The organism is Cognatishimia sp. 1_MG-2023 (genome assembly GCF_030548175.1).
Lineage (GTDB): Bacteria > Pseudomonadota > Alphaproteobacteria > Rhodobacterales > Rhodobacteraceae > Cognatishimia.
On the sequence record NZ_JAUORX010000002.1, the window covers coordinates 75902 to 90444 of the forward strand.

General features: G+C 53.8%; 17 protein-coding genes. 7 read left to right on the forward strand and 10 right to left on the reverse strand.

Annotated features, from left to right (window positions below; genetic code table 11):
• Nucleotides 1–42: 42 nt before the first annotated feature.
• Nucleotides 43–267 carry a YdcH family protein gene (locus tag Q4544_RS03330; RefSeq protein ID WP_303504066.1) on the reverse strand — a complete coding sequence of 75 codons (225 nt, stop codon included), beginning with the start codon at nt 265–267 and terminating at the stop codon, nt 43–45.
• 158 nt (nt 268–425) lie between these two features.
• Between Q4544_RS03330 and Q4544_RS03335 the strand changes: the two genes are divergently transcribed.
• Complete coding sequence (locus Q4544_RS03335) at nt 426–839, forward strand: Hsp20 family protein (protein ID WP_303504067.1); 414 nt, start codon at nt 426–428, stop codon at nt 837–839.
• Nucleotides 840–842: 3 nt separating this feature from the next.
• Nucleotides 843–1067 carry a DUF1150 family protein gene (locus Q4544_RS03340; protein WP_303504068.1) on the forward strand — a complete coding sequence of 75 codons (225 nt, stop codon included), beginning with the start codon at nt 843–845 and terminating at the stop codon, nt 1065–1067.
• Nucleotides 1068–1202: 135 nt separating this feature from the next.
• On the opposite strand, the gene Q4544_RS03345 is transcribed toward Q4544_RS03340, so the two are convergent.
• Nucleotides 1203–3275, reverse strand: a complete 2073-nt coding sequence (locus tag Q4544_RS03345; protein ID WP_303504069.1) for a bifunctional sulfate adenylyltransferase/adenylylsulfate kinase — start codon at nt 3273–3275, stop codon at nt 1203–1205.
• Between the two features lie 399 nt (nt 3276–3674).
• Nucleotides 3675–4619 (reverse strand): thioredoxin-disulfide reductase, encoded by a 945-nt coding sequence (gene trxB / locus Q4544_RS03350; RefSeq protein WP_303504432.1) that lies wholly within the window; start codon nt 4617–4619, stop codon nt 3675–3677.
• A 218-nt stretch (nt 4620–4837) separates the two neighbouring features.
• Here trxB and Q4544_RS03355 point away from each other — a divergent pair, with 218 nt between their 5' ends.
• Nucleotides 4838–5338: an Lrp/AsnC family transcriptional regulator gene (locus Q4544_RS03355; RefSeq protein WP_303504070.1), complete on the forward strand. Its 501-nt coding sequence runs from the start codon at nt 4838–4840 to the stop codon at nt 5336–5338.
• On the opposite strand, the gene Q4544_RS03360 is transcribed toward Q4544_RS03355, so the two are convergent.
• Nucleotides 5339–5929, reverse strand: coding sequence for a TetR/AcrR family transcriptional regulator (locus Q4544_RS03360; protein ID WP_303504071.1), 591 nt, complete (start codon nt 5927–5929; stop codon nt 5339–5341).
• Between the two features lie 88 nt (nt 5930–6017).
• On the opposite strand from Q4544_RS03360, the gene Q4544_RS03365 reads away from it, so the two are divergent.
• Entirely contained in the window at nt 6018–6596 is a 579-nt protein-coding gene (locus Q4544_RS03365; RefSeq protein WP_303504072.1) for an NAD(P)H-dependent oxidoreductase, read from the forward strand.
• A 65-nt stretch (nt 6597–6661) separates the two neighbouring features.
• Here the strand turns inward: Q4544_RS03365 and Q4544_RS03370 are convergent, their stop codons facing one another.
• From Q4544_RS03370 to lgt, 4 genes are all read right to left on the reverse strand, one after another.
• Nucleotides 6662–6802 carry a hypothetical protein gene (locus tag Q4544_RS03370; RefSeq protein WP_303504073.1) on the reverse strand — a complete coding sequence of 47 codons (141 nt, stop codon included), beginning with the start codon at nt 6800–6802 and terminating at the stop codon, nt 6662–6664.
• 138 nt (nt 6803–6940) lie between these two features.
• On the reverse strand, nt 6941–7690 hold the full coding sequence (gene pgeF, locus Q4544_RS03375; protein WP_303504074.1) for a peptidoglycan editing factor PgeF: 750 nt from the start codon (nt 7688–7690) through the stop codon (nt 6941–6943).
• The gene (locus Q4544_RS03380; protein WP_303504075.1) at nt 7687–8751 is read right to left on the reverse strand and encodes a class I SAM-dependent methyltransferase; all 1065 of its coding nucleotides are present in this window, start codon (nt 8749–8751) and stop codon (nt 7687–7689) included. The genes pgeF and Q4544_RS03380 overlap by 4 nt, the downstream gene beginning before the upstream one ends.
• A complete protein-coding gene (lgt, locus tag Q4544_RS03385) occupies nt 8748–9635 on the reverse strand; it encodes a prolipoprotein diacylglyceryl transferase (RefSeq protein WP_303504076.1) in 888 nt (295 codons plus the stop codon). The genes Q4544_RS03380 and lgt overlap by 4 nt, the downstream gene beginning before the upstream one ends.
• 106 nt (nt 9636–9741) lie before the next feature.
• On the opposite strand from lgt, the gene Q4544_RS03390 reads away from it, so the two are divergent.
• The 3 genes from Q4544_RS03390 to Q4544_RS03400 all read left to right on the forward strand — a co-directional run bounded on the left by Q4544_RS03390 (nt 9742) and on the right by Q4544_RS03400 (nt 12544).
• Nucleotides 9742–9981 carry an accessory factor UbiK family protein gene (locus tag Q4544_RS03390; RefSeq protein WP_303504077.1) on the forward strand — a complete coding sequence of 80 codons (240 nt, stop codon included), beginning with the start codon at nt 9742–9744 and terminating at the stop codon, nt 9979–9981.
• Nucleotides 9982–10180: 199 nt separating this feature from the next.
• The gene (locus tag Q4544_RS03395; protein ID WP_303504078.1) at nt 10181–11767 is read left to right on the forward strand and encodes a BCCT family transporter; all 1587 of its coding nucleotides are present in this window, start codon (nt 10181–10183) and stop codon (nt 11765–11767) included.
• A 276-nt stretch (nt 11768–12043) separates the two neighbouring features.
• Nucleotides 12044–12544 (forward strand): YbjN domain-containing protein, encoded by a 501-nt coding sequence (locus Q4544_RS03400; RefSeq protein ID WP_303504079.1) that lies wholly within the window; start codon nt 12044–12046, stop codon nt 12542–12544.
• 29 nt (nt 12545–12573) lie between these two features.
• On the opposite strand, the gene Q4544_RS03405 is transcribed toward Q4544_RS03400, so the two are convergent.
• Both Q4544_RS03405 and Q4544_RS03410 read right to left on the reverse strand, forming a co-directional pair.
• Nucleotides 12574–13413 (reverse strand): NgoMIV family type II restriction endonuclease, encoded by an 840-nt coding sequence (locus tag Q4544_RS03405; protein WP_303504080.1) that lies wholly within the window; start codon nt 13411–13413, stop codon nt 12574–12576.
• Nucleotides 13414–14391 carry a DNA cytosine methyltransferase gene (locus Q4544_RS03410; RefSeq protein ID WP_303504081.1) on the reverse strand — a complete coding sequence of 326 codons (978 nt, stop codon included), beginning with the start codon at nt 14389–14391 and terminating at the stop codon, nt 13414–13416.
• Between the last annotated feature and the right edge of the window lie 152 nt (nt 14392–14543).

A 14543-nucleotide genomic window follows, 5' to 3' on the forward strand; every position in this document is an offset into this window, starting at 1 on the left:
TGCCTCTGAATAAGGAGCGCGCACTATACCGGTATTGCCTCCTTAGGCAATAATATCTGGGGTCAATCGGTCCTCGATATAGGCGATTTTATCCTTAAGACGCAGTTTCTGCTTCTTAAGGCGCTGAATTGTGAGCTGATCGGCCGTTCCACGCTCCACAAGGGCGCGAATGGCGTCGTCCAGATCGCGGTGTTCTTGGCGAAAAACTTCTAACTCGATGCGCAAGACATCGTCAGTTTTCATCGACAGGTCGCTATGGGCATTCATGAAAATTGGTCCCAACTTACTATTCAGACAGGATAGCCGTTAACGCTGCTTTAGCAAAGCCCTTGCGCTCGTTAGATGCTGTGCCCATATTACTTTTGATCGGGCCGCCAGAACGGGGCCCAAGACAATCACGGTCGCTTTAAGTAAAGGACGTGTCAATGAGCAAACTGACCTTGGGGTCGTACCCCCACATGCTGGGCTTTGAACAGCTAGAACGCCTTCTCGAACGCACGGCTAAAACCGGCAACGAGGGCTATCCCCCTTTTAACATTGAACAAACTTCGGACCTGTCGTACCGCATCACGCTGGCCGTCGCAGGATTCGCCGAAGAAGATTTGTCGATCACTGTTGAGGATCGTCAACTGGTGATCCGTGGTCGCCAAAGCGATGATGACGCAGAGCGCATGTTCCTCCACCGGGGAATCGCCGCACGGCAATTTCAACGATCTTTTGTCCTGGCGGAGGGCGTCGAAGTTGGCGAAGCCGCTATGGAAAACGGCCTGTTGCACGTCGACCTGACGCGCTCGCGCCCCGAAACCGTCGTTCAAACGATCCAAATCAAGAAAGGGTAAGCTATGCACAGCAAATTCGAATTTGAATCACAGGACGAGCGTCTGGTTTACGTGCGCGAAATCGCGGTGGCTGATCTTCCCAAAGACATGCAGGATCAAGCAGACGGCCAAGACACCCTCTTTGCCGTTCATGCCGCTGATGGCGAGCGTTTGGCAATCGTCAAAGAACGCGGAATGGCGTTCCACCTGGCGCGTGAGAATGACTATTCGCCAGTGACTGTACACTAAACGCAGGGGTGCCTTTTCCCTCCCCCACGGGGAGGTCGGAAAAAGGCCGTCGGACAATGCCGACAGTACGCACTCTGCAGAAACGAAAAAGGGCAACTCATAGGAGCTGCCCTTTTGTTTTGTTCTGTCCAAAACTTACGCTTTGATCAGGCCCAAACTTTCCAGCTTCAGCAGCACTTGGTGTGCGCAGTTGTCGACTTCGACGTTTTCAGTCTCAACGCTTAGCTCTGGGTTGGCAGGCACATCATATGGGTCAGAGATACCTGTGAACTCTTTGATTTTGCCTTCGCGCGCAAGCTTATACAGACCCTTGCGGTCACGGCGTTCACATTCCTCGATAGACGTTGCAACGTGAACTTCAACAAACGCGCCAAAGCTCTCAACGTCTTCACGCACCGCACGACGGGTTGTCGCATATGGCGCAATCGGCGCACAGATCGCGATACCACCGTTTTTGGTGATCTCAGAAGCCACATAGCCAATCCGGCGAATGTTCAAATCGCGGTGCTCTTTGCTAAAGCCCAGCTCGGACGACAGGTTCTTACGCACGATATCACCGTCCAACAAAGTCACCGGACGACCACCCATTTCCATCAGTTTTACCATCAAAGCATTCGCGATGGTGGATTTACCTGAGCCAGAGAAACCGGTGAAGAACACGGTGAAACCTTGCTGTGAACGCGGCGGCTTGGTGCGGCGCAGTTCTTTCACAACTTCTGGGAACGAGAACCATTCTGGGATTTCCAGACCTTCAGCCAAACGGCGGCGCAGTTCGGTGCCCGAGATGTTCAGGATCGTGACGTTCTCACGATCTTCGATCTCGTCATTTGGTTCATACTGCGCGCGCTCTTGCACATAAACCATGTGCTTAAAGTCGACCATTTCGATGCCCATTTCTTCTTGATGTTCGCGGAACAGATCCTGCGCATCATAGGCGCCATAGAAATCCTCGCCTTGGCTGTTTTTGCCGGGGCCAGCGTGGTCGCGACCAACAATAAAGTGGGTGCAGCCGTGGTTTTTACGGATCAGGCCGTGCCAAACCGCTTCGCGTGGGCCAGCCATACGCATCGCAAGGTTCAGCAAGGACATTGTGGTCGTCGCGCTTGGATACTTATCCAACACGGCCTCATAGCAGCGTACGCGCGTAAAGTGATCCACATCACCCGGTTTTGTCATGCCAACAACAGGGTGGATCAACAGGTTCGCCTGGGCTTCTTTCGCGGCGCGGAACGTCAGCTCTTGGTGCGCGCGGTGCAGCGGGTTGCGTGTTTGGAACGCAACGATTTTGCGCCAACCCAGCTTGCGGAAATAGGCACGCAATTCGTTTGGCGTGTCGCGACGTGCGCGGAAGTCATAGTGAACCGGCTGTTGAATGCCGATCACCGGGCCGCCCAGATACACTTTGCCCGCTTGGTTGTGCAGGTAGTTCACCGCCGGGTGCGCGTCGTCATCTGCGCCGAATACTTTTTCAGCTTCGCGCGCTTTGTTTGGCACCCAGTTATCTGTCACAGTCATTGTCGCCAGAATGACACCTTCTTGGTCACGCAAGGCGATGTCTTGGCCCAGTTCCAACTGTGCGGCAAATTCTTCAGACACATCCAAGTTGATTGGCATCGGCCACAAAGAGCCATCAGCCAAACGCATGTTTTCAACAACACCGTTGTAATCCTCTTCGGTCAGAAACCCTTTTAATGGGTTAAAGCCGCCGTTCATCAACAGTTCCAGATCGCAAATCTGGCGAGGCGTCAGGTCAAGGCTGATCAAATCGGCTGCCTCAACTTTTAGTTTCTGTGCAGAGTCATATGACACATACAGTTCTGGAATGGGTGCAAAGTTGTTCAACATGCTTGTTGTCCTATCTTTTAAAAGGAAATGACTGCTCGACTTTCCGGTCAGTTCCGCGTGCAACGCGTCATATTCCGCAAATTTTCGGGCTAGGAATTGGTCGGTCAGTTGACGCTTTGTGGCAGCGCCTTTTGACGTCAGTGCGTAGGCGAACCGCTGGCGCTTATCTACGCCTGACCGTTCACTAATCTTGATATATCCGGCCTCGGCCGTTGAGCGTAACAAAGAGTTGAGCCGCCCCAAAGAAATCTCGAGCGCTGACGCAGTTGATCGCTGCGAGGCGTCCGGCGCCGTATCCAGCTGGCGCAGCAGGCGAAAGAGAAGATCATCTTCCGCGATTTCTGATTTGGTCTTTAGCGACATTTCTTCGGCTCAATGTATGTTCACGAATGAACGCATTGCACGAAAAAATATCTGAGCAAAGTGTTTTCTGCATAAAATGCCTGTTTTCTAAGGCTGTGGCATTGCGATCACGCTGGTTTCCCGCGGCTATTTATTCGTAGCTTGCGACAAATAGACGAACCATTTTCTACTGAATTTCTAATAGGCACGCGTTTGTTTGCCGCTTTGCAGCGCAGCCTAAACATCATTCGGATGCAATTTTGTTGAAAATTGAGACCGATGAGCCGGGCAATCTACTGCCAGCCAGCCGCAATCTTCACCAATTCCAAGTCAACCCAGTCTAATCCCCAACTGAGTCGCTCAACAAAAAAGGCGCAGCATCTCTGCTGCGCCTTTCTAAACCTCATCGCATATTCGCGATCAGTCTTCTTGTTCTGCCAAGAAGCGCTCAGCATCCAATGCAGCCATGCAACCCATGCCCGCAGATGTCACAGCCTGACGATACACATGGTCCGTCAAATCGCCCGCAGCAAAAATGCCGGGGATAGATGTCTTGGATGTGCCAGCTTCAACTTTCACATAGCCACCCATATGGGTTTCCAGCTTGTCTTTTACCAACTCGCTGGCAGGGGCGTGGCCAATCGCAACAAAGACACCCGCACAGTCGATCTGCGTGATTTCATCTGTCTTTGTGTGTTTCACTTTGATGCCTGTCACACCCAATGGCGCTTCGGTGCCCAGCACCTCTTGCAGCTCATGGAACCAAAGCGTCTCGATCTTTTCATTTTTCTCAAGACGGTTGATCAAAATCTTCTCGGCGCGCAGCTCATCGCGACGGTGAACCAAAGTCACTTTTGAGGCAAAGTTGGTCAGGAACAGCGCTTCTTCAACAGCAGTATTGCCGCCACCGATAACCACAATCTCTTGGCCGCGATAAAAGAAGCCATCGCATGTCGCGCAAGCAGATACACCAAACCCTTTGAACTTTTCTTCGCTCTCTAGGCCCAGCCACTTTGCACGTGCGCCAGTTGCCAAAATAACCGCATCTGCCGTGTAAACAGTGCCGCTGTCACCCTTGGCCACAAACGGGCGGCTTTCGGTATCCAGCTCGGTGATAATGTCGCCAATGATCTCACAGCCCATCGCTTGCGCGTGTTCCTGCATCTTAACCATCAGGTCGGGGCCCTGAACTTCGGTAAAGCCTGGGTAGTTTTCAACTTCGGTGGTGGTAGTCAACTGACCACCAGGCTCGATACCCTGAACCAAGATAGGGCTTAACATCGCGCGGCTCGCATAAACGCCCGCAGTATAGCCAGCAGGTCCCGAACCAATAATCAGAACCTTTGTGTGTTTCGTATCGCCCATATCCCACCCATGTGCTTGCAGTTCGTTGTTAGACAGGGGATATAGCGACCCAAGGGCCACGTTAAAACCCCCGACATAGGTCATATGCATCACATACATCTGATCGTCTGAGCAAAGGGGAGGCACCGCTCGCTATTCCCCAATGTCATTTCGTGAAATATTATTGCGCATGTAGCGCTTGGTGTTATAACAAACGCAAATTTCACGGAGAATACTGAATGTCCGGCACCCGGCTTGATCCCATTGACCGCAAAATTCTTGCCGAGCTGCAAGCGGACGGTCGGATGACAAACGTTGAGTTGGCGAAACGAGTCGGGATTTCGGCACCTCCGTGCCTGCGCCGTGTGCGAACGCTGGAAGAAGCAGGCTACATTCGCGGCTATCACGCTGACGTTGATTCCCGCGAACTGGGCTTCGAAGTACAGGTCTTTGCGATGGTTGGGCTTGTCAGCCAAGCTGAATCTGATCTCTCCGCATTCGAAGATCGCTGTCGTGAATGGTCCTTAGTCCGCGAATGCCACATGTTGAACGGCGAGGTGGATTTCATCTTGAAATGCGTCGCACCTGACCTGTCTACATTCCAAAGCTTTCTAACCAATGATCTGTTAAAGGCGGACAATGTGGCAAGCGTGAAAACCTCATTGGTGATCCGCGATGCAAAGGACGAGCCGGGCGTGCCGTTCGACGTTCTCGAAGAACGCATCAACCGCATCGCCTAATCAGGCCTGCGGCATCAGCCACGCATTCAAATAAATCCGCAGCTGGTCTTGCATCAGCATTTCATTGTGCAAAGCACAATAATGCAGCGCCATGGCCTGAATTAGAAACGCACCCACGCCGTCTGCCAGCAATTCCGGTGAAATGTCCTTGCGAAATGGTCCCATGGCCAGCCAAGGCCCCAACACCATCCCGGTGCGTTGAAAATTCTGCGCAATTGGGCCAATGGTCTCTTTTGCGGCCGCACCAGAGTGGCGCAGGATCACATCAAACACATAGCGTTCGCTGGTCATGAACCCGACCAATGGCATCAAGGCCTGAACCAGCCCCTCAACATCCTTTGGGGCAGGGAGCGTTTCAATCGCATCAAGGTAGCTATCAACCTTTGGGCCGATCAACTGCTCCATCAGCGCGTCTTTGTCTTTGAAATGTGCAAAGAACGTCCCCTTTGCAACACCTGCGCTTGCGACGACTTGCTCAACCCGCAAGGCCTCATACCCAGCTTCGTCTACTACTACCTGCGCAGCTTCAATCAGCTTTGCGCGGGTTTTCAATGTGCGTGTTTGTACTTTGACCATACCCGTTTTTGGCATGCTTTATGACCGCGGTCAAATTCAATAATTGACCGTGGTCATTTTTTAGGTGTATCAAATTGACCATGGTCATTAATTGGAAAGAATCATGTCACAGAAACGTATCTTCGTCCTAAATGGACACCCCGCAGAAACCTCATTGTCTCGCACATTTGCTGAATCCTATGCCGACGCAGCGCGTGCCTCTGGTCACGACGTGCGCATCGCCCATGTCCGTGATTTAGATTTCGATATGGACTATGAATTTGGCGGCTATAAAAATTCCAAACCGCTAGAGCCTGATCTCGAAACAATCCTGCAAAACATCGAATGGTCCGAACACATGGTCCTTGCCACGCCTATGTGGTGGGGCGGCTTGCCTGCAAAGCTCAAAGGAATGATCGATCGCTCATTCCTACCGGGGCGCACGTTCGACACACGTGGAAAGATGCCAAAACCCATGCTGGGCGGCCGCACGGCGCGGGTCTTTCTAACCTCAGATTCACCAGCTTGGTATTTCCGGCTAATCTTGAAAAATGCTTTGATCTGGCAACTCCGCCGTCAGATCCTTGGCTTTATCGGCCTGAAAACAAAGGTCACAACATTTGCCCAGGCCAGCCATCCCAAAGATGGCCAAGTCGACGGTTGGGTAAAAACCGTAAACACATTCGCAAAACTGGCCGCCTAAAACCAAAAACCCCCGTCGGACATCGTCCGAGCGGGGGCTTTCCGGGGGAAGGAAATTAGATCGGCTTAAGCGGTTTGCTTCAGCGTCAGCGCTGGTTTCAGCGATACTTGGCTAAGACCCATCATCCGCTTTTTAGCCCACGGCAGCACCGGCTGCTCTGCTTTGCTGGTTGCGATGATAGATTTCAAAAAACGTTGTTTACACATGAGGTCTGCTCCGTCTTGCCCATTCGGGATTGTCCTTGGTTCCTGAACAATCTGACCCTGAATTGGGGCATAGTTGCGGCGACAATCGCAAGATTTGACGGAGTTGCAGAGGTAAAACGATGTCAGATTTACTGGGAATTACATCCGAATAACCGAAATCAAACGCCCATAATCGGCTTCTTGCGCATGGGTTGCGCGGCGATATGAAAAGAACCGTTCCGGATCACTATAGGTACAATGCCTGATCCATTCCGCCCCACCAATGCCAGTCTCGCGCAAACGATGCAGGCCAAACGCAGGCAAATCAAACATGTACCGCCCGTTCTGACCTTGGCCAAAGAAACGCGAATTCTCTGTGTCCTCAGTCATAAAGGCATCCAGAAACTCTGGCCCAACTTCATAAGCCCGCTGGCTAATGCACGGCCCAATCACCGCAAAAATCTCATCACGATCAGCACCCAATGCCACCATGCCATCAACTGTCGCATCCAAAACGCCGTCCAGCGCACCACGCCATCCCGCATGGGCCGCACCGATCACACCGTTCATCCGATCCGCAAACAGCACCGGCTGACAATCCGCCGTCAAAATCGACAACGCGATACCCGGCACATTGGTCACCATAGCGTCCGCCTTGCCATGATCTGCCGACGCATCCGTCACTGTGACCACATCCGCCGAATGCACCTGATGCACGCGCGCCAGCTCTTCAACATCCATTGCTTGCGCCACACGAGTGCGGTTGATCTCGACAATCTCGCTTTGGTCAGAGCTGCCAGTGCCGCAATTCAGCCCGTTAAACACCCCGGAAGAGGCCCCGCCTTTGCGGGTAAAGAACCCGTGGCGCACAGGGGAAAGGCTTGCAGAGGATAAAATCTCAAGGGTCATGCTTCTACTCCGGCAGGAGGGGTGGCGCCTTCTGGGTAAAAGGCAACAACTTTGAATAGATTTCCCATTTCGTCAGGGTGGGTCAAGCGCCGATGTGCTGCAATATGCTCTTCCATGGTCACAGGTTCCATCAGTGCTGCCAAGGTTTGCGCCCGCGTTGTGATCCCCAAACGCTCCAAAAACACACCCTGCGGCGTGACCCGCGAAAACTTGCTAGGCGTCGCCATACACAGCGCCTCAAAATCCACATGCGCGGTCAAATCCGCTTCTCCGGGCACATCCAACGCATCAACTTCTTGATGGGCTTTCAACGCCTGAAACGTATCCCCAAGCGAGCGCCAATCCCCGTAGTCGATGATCAAAGCCGCGCCGCCATGCTGCGAAATACGCTTGCCGATCTCGTTTACAATCGGCGCTGCCGCTTCACATATTTCAACCAAGTCACCCTCTTGGGTGTCCTGCAACCGATGCGCCAAGGCCTGCTGCGGCACCGCCGCGCTTAGCCCATAACACAACGTACCATTCTCAAACCCAACCAAGCGTTCACGCCAAACATCGCCCTCGCGAATAAACTGGCGGATCGGCAAGGCGTCAAAAAACTCGTTCGCAATGAAATACAGCGGCATTTCGGGCAGGGTATCAACCGTGTCATGCCACGTCGCATCCCCCAGCAACTCGCGCTGTTTCCGGCGTAGCGCAGGGGATGCTTCAACCAGATGCAATTCCAATGCGTCATGAAATCCCGGCACCCGTCGCGTCGCCCGCAACAGATCAGCCATCAATGTACCGCGTCCCGGACCGGCCTCTGCCAAAGCAAATCGCTTTGGCGCACCTTGATCCATCCAAGCCTGCGCCAAAGACAGCCCCAACAACTCACCAAACATCTGCGTCATTTCGGGCGCGGTGGTGAAGTCACCCTGCGCACCCAGCGGATCGCGCGTTGCGTAATACCCATACTGCGGATGCATCAAACATTCGGCCATATAGTCCGACAGCCGGATCGGCCCAACCGCGCGGATGCGGTCAATCAATACGTCTTTCAAAGGTGTCCCTGTGATCATGCCACCACCTTGGCAGCACGACGCATCAGCCACAACCCAAGGATTATCATTGGCAGGCTCAGAATTTGCCCCATGGTTAATCCAACGCCGCCCATCTGCCACGCCCAGCCAAGCGGATTGCCTTCGCTCACAAACTGCGCATCCGGCTGGCGCACAAATTCAACCATGAACCGCGCAAGACCATATCCGGCAAAGAAAATCCCCGTGATCCGCCCCGGCATCTGAAACGCATCCCGCTTCCAACCCTGCCAAAGCAGGATGGCCAACAACACAACACCTTCCAGAAACGCCTCGTACAATTGGCTTGGGTGGCGCACACAAATGCCTTCAATCTGACCGCAGCTCTGCGCATCCAACCCCGGAAAGGCCACGCCCCAAGGCAGGTCAGTGGCGCGTCCCCATAGCTCTGCATTGATGAAATTCGCAATCCGGCCCAACATCAAACCAACCGGCACGCCCACCGCAATCGCATCCGCCACCGATAGCTTCGGCAACCCGTTCCGCGCACAGTAAATCCAACCGGCCACCACAACGCCCAGCATGCCGCCATGAAACGCCATACCGCCTTGCCAGACCTGCAAAATCTCCATGGGGTGGCTCAGGTAATAGGCGGGCTGATAAAACAACACATAGCCCAACCGGCCACCCAAAATGATGCCGAGAATAACCCAGGTCAGTAAATCCTCGACCTGCACCGCTTCCATCGGCGCTTGTCCATCACGCCATAGTCGCGCGGTTCGGACCGCTCGCACAGAGATGCGCCAAGCAATCAGGATACCGACGATATACGCCATCGCATACCAGCGCAGCGCGAACTCAAAGCCGCCCAGCGATAGGGTGAATATTTCGGGTGAAATCTCGGGGAAGGGGATCAATGCCTGCATGTGCGTCTGTCTGCCTCTGCCTGTGGGGGGAAGTCAACCTTGTGACTCGCCGCATTCCACCCCATATAGGGTCTGAATGTAACGTCACCTAGCCGGAGTGCGAAAGATGCAAACCCGCAACAAAATTATGGACGACTTTTCCCAGCTGATGACCAACGCCATGGGCGTGGCTCAGGGCGCCAAGGATGAGGCAGAGAATGCCATGAAATCCTTGATGGATCGCTGGTTGGCAGATCGAGACTTCGTCACCCGCGAAGAATTCGACGCCGTCCGCGCCATGGCCCAAAAGGCCCGCGAAGAAAACGAAACCCTCAAAGCCCGCCTGGACGCGCTTGAAGGGAAGTAAGCGATTTGGGCAGGTCACAGGATCTGCCCTAAAATAATCAACCTCTGATTGCTTGGCGTTCCTTGATTCAGTCAGGGGTGGTTTATTTAGCACGCATTTCCTGGAAAAACGTCGCAAAACCTTCATGAAGCGCCCCTTTCCAATAATTGGAACGGCGAATTGGGTGCACCCTTGTCTGCATAGATAAGGGAGAAGGAAAATGACGGACAATACTCAGACCGACTACCGGGTCGGTCGCGATAATATCCAAGTCCTAGGGCTGGATATTCACAATCCGGTATTTCTTGTATCAGGCCTGACCATCGTGGCCTTTGTGTTCTTTTCACTGGTATTCAAAGAACAAGCAGCCAGCTTTTTCGGGTGGCTTCGCCCGGCTTTGACCAGTCGCTTTGATTGGGTCTTTATGTTGGCCGGGAACATTTTTGTTCTCTTTTCGCTATTTCTTGTGATTTCACCGTTTGGGTCGATCCGCTTAGGCGGGGCAGAGGCGCGCCCAGATTATGGTTATGGTGGATGGTTCGCGATGCTGTTTGCCGCAGGCATGGGCATCGGCCTTGTGTTCTGGGGTGTGGCTGAACCCATCTCTCACTACGGCGCATCAATAGGCGGCACAGTCGCCGAAGCCGGAGCGCGCACCGATTGGGCACCCCTCGCAGCAGCCGCTGGTGATCCGGCCGCAGCGCGTGATCTAGCCATGGCCGCTACGATCTTTCACTGGGGTCTGCATCCCTGGGCGATTTACGCAGTGGTTGGCCTAGCGCTGGCGTTCTTCAGCTTTAACAGAGGCCTGCCGCTCACCATGCGGTCAGTCTTTTATCCCATCCTCGGAGAGGCGACTTGGGGTCCGCTTGGTCACATCATTGATGTCCTCGCCGTATTCGCCACCATCTTCGGTTTGGCAACCTCGCTTGGTCTTGGCGCCACTCAGGCACTAGCCGGGCTGAACTACCTCTTTGATGTGCCCATCAACGACACAATGAAAGTCCTGCTGATTGTGGCAATCACCGCCTTTGCCTTGGTGTCAGTCGTGGCCGGGTTGGACAAAGGCGTCAAACGCCTCTCAGAACTGAACATGATGTTGGCTGCGGCTCTATTGGTTCTGGTGATCATCGTCGGCCCAACCATCGCAATCTTTACCGGCTTCTTTGACAACATGTGGGTTTACGCCAAAAACTTACCCGCCTTGTCCGGCGTCTTTGGCCGTGAAGATACCAACTTTATGCAAGGCTGGACTGCATTCTACTGGGCGTGGTGGATCAGCTGGTCACCTTTCGTTGGCATGTTCATTGCCCGCATTTCGCGCGGTCGCACAATCCGCGAGTTCGTGATCTGCGTTCTGTTGATACCGACCGTGGTTGGCGCTCTTTGGATGAGCGTCTTTGGAGGAGCGGCGCTTGATCAGGTGATGGCAGGCACAGGCGAGGCCCTACAAGGCGCAGCGCTTGAGCTCAAGATGTTCACCATGTTCGAAGCTTTCCCGCTGACTGGTATTCTATCCTTTGTTGGCATCATTCTAGTGGTGGTGTTCTTTGTCACATCTTCGGATTCCGGTTCGCTCGTGATCGATACGATTACTGCAGGGGGTAAAACAGATGCACCAACACCACAGCGTGTGTTCTGGTGTGTGCTCGAAGGGGCGATCGCGATTGTGCTTCTTCTCGGCGGTGGCCTGGGGGCTTTGCAAGCAGCGTCAATTGCAACAGGTTTCCCTTTTGCAATTGTTTTGGTGCTGATGTGCGGTTCGCTGGCAATTGGCCTGATGCGAGAGCGACGAGAGAACCGCTAACGCCTTCAACAAAGTCAAAGAAGCCCCGGCCATTCGGCTGGGGCTTTTTGCGTTTCTAGAGCGCTGCCAAAATGCCGCCCCGCAGCATCACTGTTTCTTACAGCTCAAAACAATCCACAGCTAATTGCGTTATCCACAAATATTTCTCTTTACTGATTCGCGGCACACCCATACCATATCTAGTATGGGTTGAAGAGTTATCCACAGCCCTTCGAGCAGGCACCAAGCGCTATGACGCTGCCACGTCAAAGCGCATAATAAGAAAGAGGTGGCGCTATGGCATTATCAGAGCAGTATCTCGAAGAAGAGATACATCCGATCGACATCGTCGAACACATTGCCGCAACCCACGACTGGACGTTTGACCGCATCGCCGAAGACCAAATCGCGATGTCCATCGAAGGCCAGTGGCGGACCTATTCTATCACCCTCGCGTGGTCAGGCTTTGACGAAACCCTCAAGATGGTTTGCTCCTTTGAAATGGAGCCTCCGGCAGACAAAATGCCAGAGCTTTACGAAACCCTCAACGCAATCAACGATCAATGCTGGGCAGGCGGCTTTACCTTCTGGGCAGAGCAACAGCTCATGATCTACCGCTACGGCCTTGTGTTGGCGGGCGGGCAGGTGGCAAGCCCAGATCAAGTCGACACCATGATCAACGTCGCGATCATGAGCGCAGAGCGGTTCTACCCTGCGATCCAATTGGCAACTTGGGGCGGTCGCACTGTCGAAGACGCCATGCAAGTCGCCATCGCCGAAGCCTACGGCCGGGCATAACAACTGCGCCCTCCGCAATGGACGGAGGGCTAAATCACCAAATCCAACGGCAAATCTGAAATGTCTTTCAGCCGTTTCCCGTCGATCATGGTTTCGACCAATTCCAAGGTCTCCCGATCCTGCTCACGCAGAACCTCTACCAATTCATGCAGCGCAAAGTGGTAAACACAGTCGATATCGCCTGTGCCAAGCGCAATCGCCGCAATCCGCGACGGTGTGGGCTCCGCCGTTACAGCCGCGATATGCGGCAAGCGCCCCTTACGATTACGGATCAAATTCAATGCCTCAGACCGCGTATTTTGCACCCGATCTGACCGGATCGTCAGCTTACAACTGATCGACGCATGCAATGTCGCCAAGGCCCCATTCGCCTGCCGCAACGACGTATGCCGCGCGACCGATGTGTCGACCAAATCGCGATGTTGGTTAATCGCAGGGTCCGAAACAGCCGTATGCGCCACAACAATATCCGGCTTAATCAGATAATCCGCACCCAAATGCGTCTTTAACGCGCGGTTCTCATTGGCCAATATGCGGATTTCATCCAAATGCGCATATTGATCAAACTGCGTAATCGGCTTGCCGCGTTCCACAGAAAACGTACCGGGCCGCAAATGCGCCAAATGTTCAAAGCTATCGGCCAGAAACTTCTGACACACACTTTCAAACATATGACCCGCCGTTTGCCCGGCTGGTTTTTCCGACATCTGCTGGGATCGCCCAATCTTGGCCACCAAACCCACCGAAATCTCTCGGCTGGCCTTGTTAGACACATCGGCAATACTGGGCACGCCTTTGGTTTCACTGATTGGGCCGTTTAGGCAATCTGCATGAAACTGGCTGCGGGCCTCAGCCAACCAGGCGGTCATCTAAGCCACCGCATAGATTTTTTGCGTGTTTTCAATGGCCGCTCGAATGTTCGTCGCAACTGCTGCCGCAACGGGCGGAGGAAAGGCATTGCCCACCTGACGATAGGCATTCGTCTTTTTCCCGGCAAAGATCCAGTCGTCTGGAAATCCCTGAACTTTCGCCGCCATCTGCACCGTCAACCGTGGCATGCCCACGAAATCGCGCTCTGGCGCCTCTTCGGCTAAGGTCATGCCGTTCACACCCAGTGCGGCCCACGCCTTCTTTGCCCGTGTTGGTCCCAAATCCGGCCCGCCATGTTTCTTTGATCCGCCCACCAATGTCGGCGCAATCTCATCTGCGCCATCGCGCCACTTGGCGGCACCCTTCCAGCCGTTCGCGGCCATCTGCGGGTACAGCAGTTGCCCAACGGTCGGCGGCGTTTCGTGCCCGCCCGTTGGCCATTTGAACGCATCTAAATAGTCATTGTGAATAGCGACAATCACAACACGCGGGCGCAGTTGTGACACGCCAAAATCGCTGGCGTTATACAGGTGCCAATCAACCAATCCGTAGCCCAGCTTTTTCAGCTGTTTCTTTAGGTTAAGCCGATAATCATGAAACACCGCATCCAAAAAGCCGCGCACGTTTTCCAACATCACAGCCTTGGGTCGCGTCTCATCAACAACACGCACTGCATCCGGGAACAAATCCCGCTCGTCATTCGCGCCCAACTGCTTGCCAGCCTTTGAAAACGGCGGGCAGGGCACGCCCCCAGCAACCAAATCAATGCCTTTATAGGGAGTGGGATCAAAGGTGGTCAGATCAGCCTGATCGCCTTCTAACACATTCCACTGCGGGCGGTTCAAATTCAGCGTTTTGCGCGCCCACGGATCGATTTCAACCAAGGCTTCGTGACCAAATCCCGCACGCTCCAGACCCAAGGCTTGCCCGCCTCCGCCTGCGCAAAGCTCAATGGAATTCAGAGAAGTCTTGGACATCAACGTGCTCGCCTATTTTTCGGAGAATAAAGCCAGAACATTGCAAAAGTGTCAACGCGATGCCACCCAATTGACCGCCCTATATGCGCGAAACTCGAAATCAATCTGCATTTCGGCCAATCCCCTCAAGGAATGGCCCTCATCACAAATTT